12 protein-coding genes are annotated in these 15,021 nt (G+C 68.6%); 8 read left to right on the top strand and 4 right to left on the bottom strand.

The window, feature by feature from the left end; translation table 11 throughout:
• Positions 1-3: 3 nt before the first annotated feature.
• A complete protein-coding gene (locus tag C6V83_RS14305; protein ID WP_105942956.1) occupies positions 4-1,146 on the bottom strand; it encodes a PQQ-dependent sugar dehydrogenase in 1,143 nt (380 codons plus the stop codon).
• 81 nt (positions 1,147-1,227) lie between these two features.
• Between C6V83_RS14305 and C6V83_RS14300 the strand changes: the two genes are divergently transcribed.
• Positions 1,228-2,346, top strand: coding sequence for a DoxX family protein (locus tag C6V83_RS14300; RefSeq protein ID WP_105942955.1), 1,119 nt, complete (start codon positions 1,228-1,230; stop codon positions 2,344-2,346).
• A gap of 325 nt (positions 2,347-2,671) precedes the next feature.
• Here C6V83_RS14300 and ilvD read toward each other — a convergent pair whose 3' ends face one another.
• The 3 genes from ilvD to C6V83_RS14285 all read right to left on the bottom strand — a co-directional run bounded on the left by ilvD (position 2,672) and on the right by C6V83_RS14285 (position 6,495).
• The gene (gene ilvD / locus C6V83_RS14295; protein WP_105942954.1) at positions 2,672-4,516 is read right to left on the bottom strand and encodes a dihydroxy-acid dehydratase; all 1,845 of its coding nucleotides are present in this window, start codon (positions 4,514-4,516) and stop codon (positions 2,672-2,674) included.
• A 122-nt stretch (positions 4,517-4,638) separates the two neighbouring features.
• Positions 4,639-5,979: a magnesium transporter gene (gene mgtE / locus C6V83_RS14290; protein ID WP_105942953.1), complete on the bottom strand. Its 1,341-nt coding sequence runs from the start codon at positions 5,977-5,979 to the stop codon at positions 4,639-4,641.
• Between the two features lie 75 nt (positions 5,980-6,054).
• Positions 6,055-6,495 (bottom strand): PH domain-containing protein, encoded by a 441-nt coding sequence (locus tag C6V83_RS14285; RefSeq protein ID WP_234353750.1) that lies wholly within the window; start codon positions 6,493-6,495, stop codon positions 6,055-6,057.
• A 219-nt stretch (positions 6,496-6,714) separates the two neighbouring features.
• Here C6V83_RS14285 and C6V83_RS14280 point away from each other — a divergent pair, with 219 nt between their 5' ends.
• The 7 genes from C6V83_RS14280 to C6V83_RS14250 all read left to right on the top strand — a co-directional run bounded on the left by C6V83_RS14280 (position 6,715) and on the right by C6V83_RS14250 (position 14,968).
• Positions 6,715-8,682 (top strand): acetolactate synthase large subunit, encoded by a 1,968-nt coding sequence (locus C6V83_RS14280; protein ID WP_234353749.1) that lies wholly within the window; start codon positions 6,715-6,717, stop codon positions 8,680-8,682.
• Complete coding sequence (gene ilvN / locus C6V83_RS14275; protein WP_105942952.1) at positions 8,679-9,179, top strand: acetolactate synthase small subunit; 501 nt, start codon at positions 8,679-8,681, stop codon at positions 9,177-9,179. The genes C6V83_RS14280 and ilvN overlap by 4 nt, the downstream gene beginning before the upstream one ends.
• A gap of 79 nt (positions 9,180-9,258) precedes the next feature.
• Entirely contained in the window at positions 9,259-10,272 is a 1,014-nt protein-coding gene (ilvC, locus tag C6V83_RS14270; RefSeq protein ID WP_105942951.1) for a ketol-acid reductoisomerase, read from the top strand.
• A gap of 321 nt (positions 10,273-10,593) precedes the next feature.
• Positions 10,594-11,769, top strand: a complete 1,176-nt coding sequence (locus C6V83_RS14265; protein ID WP_234353748.1) for an N-acetylglucosamine-6-phosphate deacetylase — start codon at positions 10,594-10,596, stop codon at positions 11,767-11,769.
• Between the two features lie 120 nt (positions 11,770-11,889).
• Positions 11,890-13,920, top strand: a complete 2,031-nt coding sequence (locus C6V83_RS14260; protein WP_105942950.1) for a glucose PTS transporter subunit IIA — start codon at positions 11,890-11,892, stop codon at positions 13,918-13,920.
• Positions 13,921-14,036: 116 nt separating this feature from the next.
• On the top strand, positions 14,037-14,477 hold the full coding sequence (locus tag C6V83_RS14255) for an SRPBCC family protein (RefSeq protein WP_105942949.1): 441 nt from the start codon (positions 14,037-14,039) through the stop codon (positions 14,475-14,477).
• Positions 14,478-14,530: 53 nt separating this feature from the next.
• The gene (locus C6V83_RS14250; protein ID WP_105942948.1) at positions 14,531-14,968 is read left to right on the top strand and encodes an SRPBCC family protein; all 438 of its coding nucleotides are present in this window, start codon (positions 14,531-14,533) and stop codon (positions 14,966-14,968) included.
• Positions 14,969-15,021: the final 53 nt, after the last annotated feature.

Raw genomic sequence — 15,021 nt, 5'->3', positions numbered from 1 at the left:
ACCTCAGGTGTTGTCCTCGCTGGTGCCGCCGACCGGGCTGAACAGGGCGACGCGGTCATTGGTGGGCGCCGGGGCGCCGGGAACGGTCTTGTTGATCGTCGCCAGCTGGACTCCCGTGCCGAAGCTCGTCATCCGGCCCACCGCACCGAACTGCTCCTTCACATCGGTCTCGCTCGGCTTGCCCACCGAGGGGCTGGCATTGGTCGGGGCGGCCATGGTGTCGATGCGGAAGGCCCGCGCCATGCTCACCGAGATCTGGCCGCCGGCCACGGCGCACCCGGTGATGCCCGGCCGGTCGGCCCACGACCACAGCCGGCGCAGGCCCGACGGTTCCACCATCTGCAGGCGATCCCCGGCGGGCCCGGAATCGGCGACGAAGATCCGGCCCGACTCGGGGTCGGGGCACAGCGCGACGTTCGAGCCGAACCCGGACGCCAGAATCCGCGGGCGCGGATCGTCCGTCGACGGATTGATCACGAGGAGCTTGCCGGCGAGCGAGCCCGGATTGTTCGCCGCAGCCGCGTTGCCCGCGTTGCCGGTCGCCACGCGCAGTTCGCCGTTCGAGGAGAAGCTGATCGACCCCATGTTCCCGGCGGCGCCCTTCGGGATCCCGGTCAGGACCGGGGTCACCACGTTGTCCGGCGCGACCCGCACGATCCGGTTGTCCGAGCCTGTCGAGATCAGCGCATAGATCAGCCGGTCCTCGAGATAGTCGGGGGAGAGCTCGAAGTCGATCAGCCCTCCGTCGCCGCTGCTGTCGACCGGCACCGTCGCGACCACCCGCTGCGGACCGTAGCGCTTGGAGATGATGATCTTGCCCGTCGCCCGCTCGGCGACGTAGGTGGTCTGGCCCTGCGGATCGGCCGGGCGCACACCGCTGGTGGAGGCCAGACATGTCGCGATCACCGCCGGATTCGGGTCCACGCACGGTCCGGTGGGCGGCTCCTCCGGCTCCTCGGTGCTCGGCGGCGTCGGCCGCTCGCGCGGCGCTTCGAACTCGGGGAGGGAGCTGAACGGACCTGCGTTCCTGGTCTGATCCTGCTCACTGAAGTCGGCGCAGCCGCCCGCGGTCAGGACTACGGCGGCCGCGAGCGCGGCCGCCGTCAGCGTGCGGCGCGTACGGCCGCTCGGCATCGGCAGGGGCATGCCACAACAGTATGCGATCGTTACCAAATCGTCGGGTGGCGGTGCCCCGACCTGCGGCGGGCCGCACTTAGAGTCGACGGTGTGACTAGCTCAGACGACACCCCGCCGCCGCGCCGCCCGAGGCCGGACCGGGACTCCTTCTACGACAAGCACGCGCGCAACAACCCTGCGAAGTCTGTCGTGGACGGCGGCGATGCGCTGCCTGACGCCGTGATCCTGCCGAGCGACGCCGAGACGGCGCTGCCGACCGTCGAGATCACCAATCCGGAGACGGACGTGATGAAGGAGATCGACGCCATGCGCGCGGCAGCGGCCGGATCCCCGGACACCCCGCAGCCCGAGCGGACCGGGTCGACCCGCACCGACGTCCGCAGCACGACGGACGCGGTCGTCACCGAACCGTTCGCCGACACCGACCACGACGAGGACCGCGCCGAGCGCGCCCAGGCGCGCAGCACCGCAGAACACCTCACCGAAGACCCGTTGCCCTACATCGAGCCGCAGCCGACGGCCCAGCTCGAGGTCGACGACGACGTGCGTGCCGCCACCTCGGCGGCCGCCTACTCCGACGCCGCACCGCTCGCCGACTATCCGGCCGAACCGGTCCCGGCCACCGGCGAGGCCGAACCCGTCGTCCGGCGCGGCACCATCGACCTGGGCCTGCTGATCTTGCGCGTCGTGGTCGGACTGGTGTTCCTCGGTCACGGACTGCAGAAGCTCACCGGCTGGTGGGGCGGCCCCGGCATCGACGGCTTCGCGTCGTTTCTCTCCCAGAGCTTTCCGGGAGGCGACCCGTCGCTCGGCTTCAATCCCGACCTGGCCCGCACCCTCGCGCTCGTGACCGGCCTCACCGAGACCATCGGGGGCGCGCTGCTGATCCTCGGGCTGCTCGCGCCCGTCGCGGGCGCCGGCCTGTTCGGCGTGATCCTGGTGGCGATCATGTACCGGATGACCCTGAGCGGCGGTTTCTACTTCTTCGCCACCGACGCGCACGGCACCGGGCTGGAGTTCGAGCTCACCCTCGCCGCTGCCGTCCTCGCGCTCACGCTCTGCGGACCGGGCACCTACTCCCTGGACCGCCGCTGGGGCTGGGCACGACGGCCCGCCTGGGGCTCCGCGGGCTGGGTGATCGTCGCGATCGCGGCCGCTGTCGCGGCGTGGATCGTTTTCAATGGGTCCAACCCTCTCGCTTCTGCGTAGCTCCTTCTCTGCTTCTCCGGGCGTGGGCGCGGGGACGTCGTTCTTCGGCAGTCCTCGCCGCGATCGCCAGAATCCTCGCCGGATTCCAGCAAGGGCTGCGGAGGGCTCAGAACGACGTCCCTCGCGCCCGCTCTCTGTTGACCGGGAGGGCCACGCAGCCGCGTCGACCACTCGGTTGGTTCGCCTGGTCTAGAAGGGTGGGCGCGCGGAACTGGGATGGGGCGTCTCGCAGCTCGTTGAGCCGTCGCGAACGGAGTGAGCGGCGAGTCGAAACGTCTGTCCGCCCGAGCAGAGAGCAGTCGACCAGAGCCCGGTCCACCCGCGCTCAGTCGACGACGCGGACGGCGCCCTTGTCGGCGGAGGTCGCCAGCTTCGCGTACGCGCGGAGCGCCTTGGAGACGGTGCGCTGGCGGTCCTTGGGCTGCCACGGGTGCTCGGAGGCCTCCATCTTGGCGCGCCGCTCGGCGAGTGTCTCGTCGTCGACCAGCACCTTGAGGGTGCGCGAGTGGACGTCGATCAAGATCTCGTCGCCGTCCTCCACCAGGCCGATGACGCCGCCGGCGGCGGCCTCCGGCGAGGCGTGGCCGATCACCAGGCCCGACGAACCGCCGGAGAAGCGACCGTCGGTCACCAGACCGCAGAACTTGCCCATACCGGTGCCCTTCATGAAGGCGGTCGGGTGCAGCATCTCCTGCATGCCGGGACCGCCCGCGGGGCCCTCGTAGCGGATCACCAGGACCTCGCCCTTCTGCAAGTCCTTCGAGAGGATCGCGTGGACGGCGTCCTCCTGGCTCTCGACCACGCGGGCCGGACCCTGGAAGTGCCACAGCGCCTCGTCGACGCCCGCGGTCTTGAGGATCGCGCCGTCCTCGGCGAGGTTGCCGTGCAGCACGCACAGCCCGCCCTCGACGGTGTACGCGTGCTCCTTGGAGCGGATGCAACCGTCCTCGGGGTCGGTGTCGAGCGACTCCCACCGGTTCGACGTGGAGAACGGCTCGACGGTGCGCACCCCGCCCGGGGCGGCGTGGAACAGTTCGATCGCCTCGTCGGTGGCGGTGCCGCTGCGGATGTCCCAGTCGGCGAGATACTGCTCGAGCGACGGTGAGTGCACCGGGTGGACGTTCGTGTTCAGCAGTCCGGCCCGGTTCAGCTCGCCCAGGATCGCCGGAATGCCGCCGGCCCGATGCACGTGCTCCATGTAGTACTTCGGTGAGTTCGGCGCGACCTTCGCCAGGCACGGCACGCGCCGGGAGATCTCGTCGATCGCGTGCAGATCGAAATCGACCTCGGCCTCCTGCGCGGCGGCCAGGATGTGCAGCACCGTGTTGGTGGAGCCGCCCATCGCGACGTCGAGCGCCATCGCGTTCTCGAAGGCCTCGCGGGTCGCGACGTTGCGCGGCAGCACCGACTCGTCGTCGTCCTTGTAGTACCGCTTCGCGAGGTCGACGATCAACTCGCCGGCCTTGGTGAACAGTTGCCGCCGCGCGACCTGCGTGGCCAGCGTGGAGCCGTTGCCCGGCAGCGAGAGGCCGAGTGCCTCGGTGAGACAGTTCATCGAGTTGGCGGTGAACATGCCCGAGCACGAGCCGCAGGTGGGGCAGGCCGAGCGCTCCACCTCGAGCAGGTCTTCCTCGCCGACGGCGCTGTCCGCCGACGCCGTGATCGCGTCGACCAGGTCCAGACCCGGATGGACGACGCCGTTGATCACCACGGAGGTGCCGGCCTCCATCGGTCCGCCGGAGACGAACACCGTCGGGATGTTCAGCCGCAGCGCGGCGTTCAGCATGCCCGGGGTGATCTTGTCGCAGTTGGAGATGCAGACCAGCGCGTCGGCGGTGTGTGCGTTCACCATGTACTCGACCGAATCGGCGATGATCTCGCGGCTGGGCAGCGAATAGAGCATGCCGCCGTGGCCCATCGCGATGCCGTCGTCGACGGCGATGGTGTGGAACTCACGCGGCACGCCACCCGCGGCGGTGATCGCCTCGGCGACGATGTCGCCCACGTTCTTGAGGTGCACGTGACCGGGCACGAACTGCGTGTAGGAGTTCGAGATCGCGACGATCGGCTTGCCGAAGTCGTCGTCGGTCATTCCGGTGGCACGCCACAGAGCGCGTGCACCGGCGGCCTCCCGGCCGACGGTGGTGGTGCGGGACCGCAGGGCTGGCATGGTGTCCTCGATGTTTCGGTGTTGACGTCTTCCGGTCGGGCTGGACCGAGAAACCGGTACCTGTCTGAGTTTACGCGCCCCGCGCACCTGCTTTTCCCGGCCCCGACAGCACACTCGCGCGGTCAGATGCCCAAGACGGCCTTGGCGATCATGAAGTAGATGATCAGGCCGGTGGCGTCGCAGAAGGTCGAGATGAACGGGGTGGAGAACACCGCCGGGTCCACGCGGATCGTCTTGGCGACCAGTGGCATGAGGCCGCCGACCGTGGCGGCCATGGTGCACACCGAGATGATCGTCAGGCCGATCACGGTACCGATGTCCAGGCCGTAGACGGCCGATGCGACGCCGAAGCCGACCACGCCCAGCGCCGCCCCCATGGTCAGGCCGACCCGGATCTCCTTTCCGGCCACCCGAGCCGCGTCGCGCGGGGCCACCTCGCCGGTGGCCAGGGCGCGGGTCACCGTGGTCGCCGCCTGGGATCCGGTGTTGCCGCCGATCCCGGTCAGCAGCGGGATGAACAGGGCCAGCGCCACCTTCTGCTCGAGCGTGCCCTCGAAGATCTCCAGGACGTTCACCGTCAGAATCGCCGACACCGCCAGCACGAACAGCCACACCACCCGGGAGCGGGTGATGGCGAAGACCGACGCGTACAGGTACGACTCGCGCAGCGGCTCGCGGGCGCCGGCGCGGGCCTCGTCCTCGTCACGGGCGGCGTCGACGATCTCGATGGCGTCGTCGAGCGTCAGGACGCCGACCAGCCGGTCCTCGCCGTCGACGACCGGCATCGCCGAGATGCCGCGGTCGACGCACCGGTCCGCGGTGGCCTCGGCATCGTCGTACGCGTGCGCGTAGATCGGGGTCTTGGCGAAGTCGCCGATCGGCTGGTCCGGGTCGGCGAGCAGCAGGTCGCGCAGGCTCACGACGCCGACGAGCCGCCGGGAGCGGTCGAGGACGGGGACGATGTAGATCGACTGCACCTGGTGCCCACGGGCCTTGACGCGTTCGAGCACCACCGAGGCGGGATCGTCGGAGAAGGCGTGGATGAACTCCGGGCTCATCCGGCGGCCGACCGAGCCGCGCGGGAAACCGAGCACGACGGCGGTGAGTTCGCGCTCGGTGCGGGAGAGGTTGCGCACCAGCTCTTTCGCGATGGACGACGGCAGCTCGTCGAGGAGTTCCGCGCGATCCTCGGGTTCGAGTTTGTCGAAGGCGACGGCCACTTCGGCGGTGCCGAGTTCGTGGATCACCTCGGCCTGGGTGTCGGCGTCGAAGGCGTCGAACACCTCGAGCGCCGCGTCCTTGTGGAGGAGTCGGAAGCCGATGGTCCGGCGGCGCGGCGACAACTGCTCCAGCAGCGCCGCGGCCTCCTGCGGAGCGAGGGGAGTCAGAATCGACGAGGCGGCCCCGAGATCGCGTTCGCGCAGGGCGTTGTCGAGCGAACGTAGCGTCGTTGCTGCGGACATGCCGTCGATTGTGTCCCAGCGTCCGGCGGTTGTCGCATCGAGGCGGTCCGCGGCCTCGGGGAGACGCCGGACGGGTCAGTCCTGAGCGGCCAGCCGGGCTTCGCGCTCGGCGGCGAACGGATCGGGTACCCGGCCGCCGGAGATCGCCGACAGAGCCGGCAGATCGTCGAACGCCACCGCGGGCAGGGTGAGGGCGGCGCCGTCGGTCAGCACCGCGCGCACCGCACGCCAGCGGGGGAAGGCCAGACCGTCGACCCGATCCCAGGTGACGCGCTCTTCCCCGAACGCCCGGACCGCGGTGAGTCCGTCGGCGTCGGCGACCGTCCTGACCCGACGGATCCACCACACCTGCGGGATCAGCGTCAGGAACAGAAGCCCGAACCAGGGCGTCACCGCCATCATCACCAGGACTGCGAGGATCGTCGAGAGCACAGTCAGATAAGCCAGCCGGGAGATCCCGAAGGTGACGGACTCCCGGTCGTCGGCGGGCGTGGAATCGGCAGCGGCGTCGGACACGCCTCCATTGTGTCATCCGCGGCGGATTTGACTCGGCTCGGACCGCTGCCTTACCTTGTGACGGTGATGAACACGAACCTTCTCGTAGTAATCGGTCGGCGCGTCAACGCCTGATCGGTCACTGTCGTAGACCCTTCGAACTTCATCGACGCGCCCCTCGCACAGCCAAGGCTGTCGGGGGTTTTTTCTTGTCAGGACTAAGAAGATGAGGAATGTGCAGTGAGCACTCCAACATCCGCCCGCGGGTCGGCACGGCCGCAGTCGCCGTCGACCGAATCTCTGCGTTCGGGCCACACCGTGGCCCCCGAACGGGTCACCGGCGCCCAGTCCGTCGTCCGGACTCTCGAAGAGCTCGGCGTCGAGACGGTGTTCGGCATTCCGGGCGGCGCGGTACTCCCCGTCTACGATCCGCTCCTGGACTCGCCGAAGGTCCGGCATGTCCTGGTCCGTCACGAGCAGGGCGCCGGGCACGCCGCGACCGGCTACGCCCAGGTCGCGGGCAAGGCCGGCGTCATGATGGCCACCTCCGGGCCGGGCGCCACCAACTTGGTGACGCCGCTGGCCGACGCCCAGATGGACTCGGTCCCGGTGGTCGCGATCACCGGGCAGGTCGGTCGTGCGCTGATCGGCACCGACGCCTTCCAGGAGGCCGACATCTCCGGCATCACCATGCCGATCACCAAGCACAACTTCCTGGTGAGCGCGGCCGCGGACATCCCGCGCGTGATCGCCGAGGCCTTCTACATCGCCGAGTCCGGCCGTCCCGGCGCCGTCCTCGTCGACATCCCCAAGGACATCCTGCAGGCCCAGACCACGTTCTCCTGGCCGCCGCAGTTCGACCTGCCCGGCTACCGCCCGGTCACCAAGCCGCACGGCAAGCAGGTCCGGGAGGCCGCCCGCCTGATCTCGCAGGCCAAGCACCCGGTGCTGTACGTCGGCGGCGGCGTGATCAAGGCCGATGCCTCCGCGGAACTGCAGGAGCTGGCCGAGCTGACCGGCATCCCCGTCGTGACCACCCTGATGGCGCGCGGGGCGTTCCCCGACAGCCACGAGCTGCACATGGGGATGCCCGGCATGCACGGCTCCGTCGGCGCGGTCGCGGCGCTGCAGCGCAGCGATCTGCTGATCACCCTCGGCGCCCGGTTCGACGACCGCGTGACCGGCCGACTGGACTCCTTCGCGCCCGACGCCAAGGTGATCCACGCCGACATCGATCCGGCCGAGATCGGCAAGAACCGCCCGGTCGACGTGCCGATCGTCGGCGACGTCCGCAACGTGATCATCGACCTGATCGAGGAACTGCGGAACGACGATGCGACCGGGGGCGGCCGCAGCGACCTCAAGGGCTGGTGGCGCTACCTGAACGGGATCCGCGACACCTACCCGCTGAGCTACGACAAGCAGTCCGACGGCTCGCTCTCGCCGGAGTTCGTGATCGAGCAACTGGGCAAGGCGGCCGGACCGGACGCGATCTACTGTGCGGGCGTCGGCCAGCACCAGATGTGGGCCGCACAGTTCATCAAGTACGAGAAGCCGCGCACCTGGCTCAACTCCGGCGGTCTGGGCACCATGGGCTACTCGGTGCCGGCGGCGATGGGCGCCAAAGCCGCAGATCCGGACGCCGAGGTCTGGGCGATCGACGGCGACGGCTGCTTCCAGATGACCAATCAGGAATTGGCCACGTGCGCGATCGAGGGCATCCCGATCAAGGTCGCCCTGATCAACAACGGCAACCTGGGCATGGTCCGCCAGTGGCAGACCCTGTTCTACGACGAGCGGTACTCGAGCACCGATCTGGCGACGCACTCCCGGATGATCCCGGACTTCGTCAAGCTCGGCGAGTCGCTCGGCTGCGTCGCCTTCCGCGTCGACAAGGAAGAGGACGTCGCTCCGACCATCGCCAAGGCCCGCGAGATCAATGACCGGCCCGTCCTGATCGACTTCATCGTCGGCAAGGATGCCCAGGTCTGGCCGATGGTCGCCGCCGGTTGCGGCAACGACGAGATCATGGCGGCCCGGGACATCCGGCCGCTGTTCGACGACGACGAGTCGGCCGGCGAAGAGACGGCCGTCATCCACGAGGCCATGGAGCGCAACGTGGCGAGCGAAGCGACGGGGAATGACGACGTGGCGAGCGAAGCGACGGGGAATGACTCCGACGCGGCCGTGGAAGGGAGCGACAAGTGAGTACCCATACGTTGAGCGTCCTGGTCGAGGACCGGCCGGGCGTGCTGGCTCGCGTGGCGAGCCTCTTCTCCCGCCGCGGATTCAACATCGAGTCGCTGGCCGTCGGCCCGACCGAGCTGAAGGGACTGTCCCGGATGACCATCATGGTGTCCGTCGACGACTTCCCGCTGGAGCAGGTCACCAAGCAGCTGAACAAGCTCGTCAACGTGATCAAGATCGTCGAGCAGGACCCGGACAACTCGGTGTCCCGCGAGCTGATGCTGATCAAGGTCCGCACCGACGCGACCAACCGCGCCGAGATCGTCGACGTGGTGAACCTGTTCCGCGCCAAGGTGATCGACGTCGCACCGGAGTCGGTGACCGTGGAGGCCACCGGCACCGCGGACAAGCTCGAAGCGCTGCTGCGGATGCTCGACCCGTACGGCATCCGGGAGATCGCCCAGTCGGGCGGCGTCACGCTCGGACGGGGACCCAAGAGCATGTCGGCCAACCGCTGACGTCACAATCAGTACCTAACAACGCCAATCACCATGCCCGCCACCGCACCGGTGCGGGCACACCCGAAGGGAATTCACTGTGGCAGTCGAGAAGTTCTACGACGACGACGCAGATCTGTCGATCATCCAGGGCAAGAAGGTGGCCGTGATCGGCTACGGCAGCCAGGGCCACGCCCACTCGCTGTCGCTGCGCGACTCGGGCGTCGAGGTCGTGATCGGTCTGCGCGAGGGCTCCAAGTCCCGCGAGAAGGCGGAAGAGCAGGGCCTGAAGGTCCTGACCCCGGCCAAGGCCGCGGAGTGGGCCGACGTCATCATGGTGCTGGCACCGGACACCAGCCAGGCCCAGATCTTCACCGAGGACATCGAGCCGAACCTGAACGAGGGCGACGCCCTGTTCTTCGGGCACGGCCTGAACATCCACTTCGGCCTGATCACGCCGCCGGCCAACGTGACCGTCGCGATGGTCGCGCCGAAGGGCCCGGGTCACCTGGTCCGTCGCCAGTTCGTCGACGGCAAGGGTGTTCCGGCGCTCATCGCGGTCCACCAGGATCCGACCGGCGAAGGCCAGGCGCTCGCGCTCAGCTACGCCAAGGCCATCGGCGGCACTCGCGCCGGCGTGCTGAAGACCGACTTCAAGGAAGAGACCGAAACCGACCTGTTCGGTGAGCAGGCCGTGCTGTGCGGCGGCACCGAGGAACTGGTCAAGACCGGTTTCGAGGTGCTGGTCGAGGCCGGTTACGAGCCGGAGATGGCCTACTTCGAGTGCCTGCACGAGCTCAAGCTGATCGTCGACCTGATGTACGAGGGCGGCATCGCCCGCATGAACTACTCGGTGAGCGACACCGCGGAGTTCGGCGGCTACCTCTCCGGCCCGCGCGTCATCGACGCCGACACCAAGAAGCGGATGAAGGAGATCCTGTCCGACATCCAGGACGGCACCTTCGTCAAGCAGCTGGTGGCCAACGTCGAGGGTGGCAACAAGCAGCTCGAGGCGCTGCGCAAGGAGAACGCCGAGCACCCGATCGAGGTGACCGGCAAGCAGCTCCGCGACCTGATGAGCTGGGTCGACCGCCCGATCACCGAGACCGCCTGAGGCGTCTGGCGGACCTTTCGACGAGCTCAAGGGGCTGTACGGGCTCAAGGGGCTTTCGACGGCCTTTCGACGGCCTTTCGACGGGCTCAAGGGGCTTTCGACGAGCTCAAGGGCCTTTCGACGAGCTCAAGGGGCTTTCGACGGCCTTTCGACGGGCTCAAGGAGCGTGTCGAAACGCCGAGAACCACGCACGACGACCCCGTCTCCACTCCGGTGGAGGCGGGGTCGTCCGCATCCGCTCAGGTGAGCGCCGGACCGGTGTTAGGGTCGCGGGAACCACCTCCACCGAACTCCACCTCCACCCGACTCCGAGGAGAGCGCGTGACCGGTATCGAGAATCCCGGCGGCGAGCCGGAGGTCCTGATCGGCGCCGCTGCGCTCGTCAGCGGCGGGCGGGTGCTGCGGCCCGGATGGCTGCGAGCCAGGGGCGGACGGGTCGGCGAAGCGGCAGAAGGGCCGCCCCCGCGGACGCCGGATCTCGACTTCGGCGACGCCGCCGTCGTGCCCGGATTCGTCGACATGCACGTCCACGGCGGCGGGGGCGGAACGTACACCACCGGGGAGACCGACGAGATCCTTCGCGCAGTCGCTTTTCACCGGCGCCACGGCACGACGACGACCGTCGCGAGCCTGGTGAGCGCCGGTCCGGACGCGCTGCTGAGGCAGGTGCGCGCGCTGCGGGAGCCGGTCGCCGAGGGCCTGCTCGCCGGCATCCACCTGGAGGGACCGTGGATCAGTCACGGCCGTTGCGGCGCACATGATCCGAGCGTGCTGCGTGACCCGGATCAGGCGGAGATCGCGCGGTTGCTGGAGGCGGGGGAGGGGTCGATCATCATGGTGACCGTCGCGCCCGAACTCTACGGCGCTCTCGAGGCGATCACCGCGCTCACCGTCGCCGGGGTGGTCGTCGCCGTGGGACACACCGACGCCACCTACGAGCAGGCCCGGGCGGCGATCGCCGCGGGTGCCCGCGTGGGCACGCACCTGTTCAACGCGATGCGGCCGCTGCACCACCGCGAGCCCGGCCCGGTGCTCGCCTTGCTGGAGGACGAGCGGGTCACCGTGGAACTGGTCGGCGACGGGGTGCACGTGCACGACGGACTGGTCGCGCACGTCGCCGCCGACATCGGTCCGCGGCGGATCGCGCTGGTCACCGACGCGATGGTCGCGGCCGGAATGGCCGACGGAGCTTACCGGCTGGGGAGTCTCGACGTTCAGGTGACCGACGGTATCGCACGAGTCGGCGCCACGGGCGCGATCGCCGGAAGCACCGCCACCATGGCGAGTCTCTTCGAGCGAGCGGTGCGGCGACTCCCCGGCCCGGTGGACGAGGTGCTCGTCGCGGTCACCGACATGACATCGAGCACCCCCGCCCGGACCCTGGGGCTGGACGACGTGGGCGACCTGGTTCCCGGCAGGCAGGCCGACTGGGTGGTGGTCCGCGACGGCCGGGTGCGCGAGGTCTACCGGCGCGCGCAGCCGGTGGGCACGGACTGACCCGCTCCCGGCCGCTCGGCGCCGGCGACCGTCCCGCCCGCCTCAGCGGAATCGCGTCCGTCCCGCCAGCCGGATTGTTACCGTTCCGCTCAGACCAACTCGGGTAGGGGAGCCACCGCCATGATGAAGTTCCTTCAGAATCTCGGCAAATCACTGATGCTGCCGGTCGCGGTCCTTCCGGTCGCCGCGATCCTGGTCGGCATCGCCAACTGGATCATCGGCGTCTCCGACGGACCCAATGTGGTCACGTCGTTCCTGCTGACCGCAGGCTTGGCGATTCTCAGCAACCTCGCGCTGCTGTTCGCGGTCGGCGTGTCGATCGGGATGGCCAACAAGTCCGACGGCACGTCGGCGCTGGCCGGACTGGTGTCGTGGCTGGTGGTGACCAGCCTGCTGGCGCCGTCGTCGGTGATGAACCTGCTGAACCGCGGATGGACCACGGTGCCGGTCGACGAGGAGGGCGGTCCGGTGGGCACCGCCGACTACTGGCAGGCGGTCGAGGTGAACGGCCAGACCGTGGTGCAGATGCCCGACATCAACGAGGCGTTCGCCCCCGGGGCCTTCCAGAACGCGTTCATCGGAATCCTGTGCGGCATCATCGGCGCCGTCTGTTACAACCGCTTCAAGGACATCAAGCTCCCCGACGCGCTCTCGTTCTTCTCGGGCCGCCGGTCGGTGGCGATCATCACCGCCGCGGTCTCGATGATCGTCGCGCTGATCCTGCTGTTCCTGTGGCCGCTGGTCTACACCGGTCTGGTGAATTTCGGCGAGTGGATCGTCGGGCTCGGCGCGGTGGGCACGGGCCTGTACGGGTTCGGCAATCGGATGCTGATCCCGTTCGGCCTGCATCACGCGCTGAACTCGGTGTTCTGGTTCGACGTCGCGGGCATCAACGACCTCACCAATTTCCTCACCGGCGAGGGAGAGTTCGGCGTCACCGGGCAGTACATGACCGGCTTCTTCCCGATTATGATGTTCGGTCTGCCCGGTGCCGCGCTGGCCATGTACGTCACCGCCAAGAGCAAGCGCAAGAAGATCGCCTACGGCATCCTGCTGTCGGCGTCGTTCGCCTCGTTCTTCGTCGGCGTCACCGAGCCGCTCGAGTTCGCCTTCATGTTCCTGGCCCCGCCGCTGTACTTCGTCCACGCGGTCTTCACCGGACTGTCGATGGCGATTGCGCAACTGTTGCCGGTCCGTATGGGTTTCGGCTTCTCGGCCGGATTCGTCGACCTGGTCCTCAATTGGCAGAATCCGATGGCCGAGAACCCGTGGATCATCCTCATCATGGGACCGATCTGGTTTGCGGTCTACTTCTTCGTGTTCCGCTGGATCATTCTGCGGTTCAACCTCAAGACTCCGGGCCGGGAGGACGAGGACCCGGCCGACGACGACGGTGCGGCCACCACCAGCGGCGGCGACTTCGTGCCGGTGGCCGGCCGCTTCCTGGAGGCACTCGGCGGAGCGGACAACATCCTCGAACTCGACAACTGCGCCACCCGGCTGCGCATGGAGATCGCCGACAAGTCCAAGATCGACGAGGCAGCGCTCAAGCGCGCCGGCGCCGCCGGGATCATCAAACCGGGCGGCAAGTCGGTGCAGGTGATCTACGGGCTCGACGTGCAGTTCGTGAAGTCCGCGATGGACCAGATCATCTCCGGTGAGGTGGCGGCGCCTGTCGCCGCCGCACCGGCGCCGGTCGTAGCGGAGCCCTCCGACGCCGCGGTCGCGACGGTCGAGGCGCCGGCCACGGTGGTGACGCTGCGCCAGCCGCTCCCGGGTGCGGTGATCGCACTGGACCAGGTGCCGGACAAGACCTTCGCCAGCGGGATGATGGGTCCGGGCCTGGCGATCGAGCCGTCCGCCGGGACCGTCGTCGCACCGGCCGATGCGCAGATCGTGACCGTGTTCCCCACGGGGCACGCGCTGGGACTGCGTACGTCCGACGGCACCGAGATCCTCATTCACGTAGGACTCGACACCGTCAAGCTCAAAGGTGAAGGCTTCGAACCGCTGGTCAAGACCGGTGACACCGTCACCGCCGGCCAGCCGCTCCTCAACGTCGACCTGGCGGTGATCGAAGCGGCCGGCTACTCGACCGTCACCCCGATCGTGGTGATGAACGACAAGTCCGCGGTGATCGAGCTGACCTGAGCGCGCCGGTGACCGGACGATCGGCGCAGGGCGGTGCGCGCACCCGGGTGTGACGACCATTACGATGTCGCCGGAAGAGTCTCGCGGTCCGGCGAGGGTCGAACGAAGGAGCATCCGTGGGCGAAGTCCGCCATTCCACCGTCGTCAACGCACCGCGCGAGAAGGTGTTCGCCTACGTGAACAGCTATCTGAACGTGCCCGAGTACTTCTTCGGGATCAGCACGTTCGCGCCGGTCACCGAGCAGACGGACGGGGTCGGGGCGACCTTCGATGCGGCGATCAAGATCGGCCCCAAGGAGCTGACGTCGCGAACCGAGTGCATCGAGTGGGCAGAGAACGAGGCGATCAGCCTCCAATCCATCGCCGGCCTGAAGTCGGCGGTCGACTGGCGTTTCGGCGACGGCGAGGAGGACGGGACCACCGCCCTCGACGTAGTGATCGAGTACACGCTGCCCGGCGGGTTGGTCGGAAAGCTCCTCAACCCGCTGATGGGGCCGTTCGCCGATCAGGCGGTGAAGCACACCGAAAAGGTCGTGCGGGCGAATACCGAGGCGTGACCGGCCGCCGTCGTCGCGGGTATCCAGGGAACCGACAAAGCAAGGAGAGTGGAATGGGCGAAGTGAACCATGAGGCCGTCATCAAGGCCCCGCGCGAGAAGGTGTTCGCGTACATCGACGACTACCGGAACGTGCCGGAATACATGTTCGGAGTCAGCCGCTTCACGCCGACCACCGAGGTCGACCACGGTCTGGGATCGGTGTTCCAGACCGTCATCAAGATCGGCCCGAAGGAGCTCAAGTCGACGGTGAAGTGCGTCGAGTGGGTCGAGAACGAGAAGATCCGGCTGGAGTCCGTCTCGGGCATGGGAGCCAACACCACGTGGAGCTTCGCCGACGGGGACGACGGCACCACAGTGCTGCACGCCGAGTTCGACTTCACCCTGCCGGGCGGACTCACCGGCAAGGTGCTGGGCGGCCTGATCGGGCCCTTCGTCGAGCAGGGCGTCAAGTACACCGACGGCAAGGTCCGCGCGGCCTGCGAGTCCTGAAGCCCGCCCGCGCCCGGATTCTCCGGCGGCCGCCCGGTGGTTCGGGAGGACCC

Origin of the sequence: Gordonia iterans, from assembly GCF_002993285.1 — a bacterium.
Taxonomy (GTDB): domain Bacteria; phylum Actinomycetota; class Actinomycetes; order Mycobacteriales; family Mycobacteriaceae; genus Gordonia; species Gordonia iterans.
The sequence above is the reverse complement of the archived record's forward strand: the minus strand, read 5'-3'. Positions and strand labels throughout refer to the sequence as shown.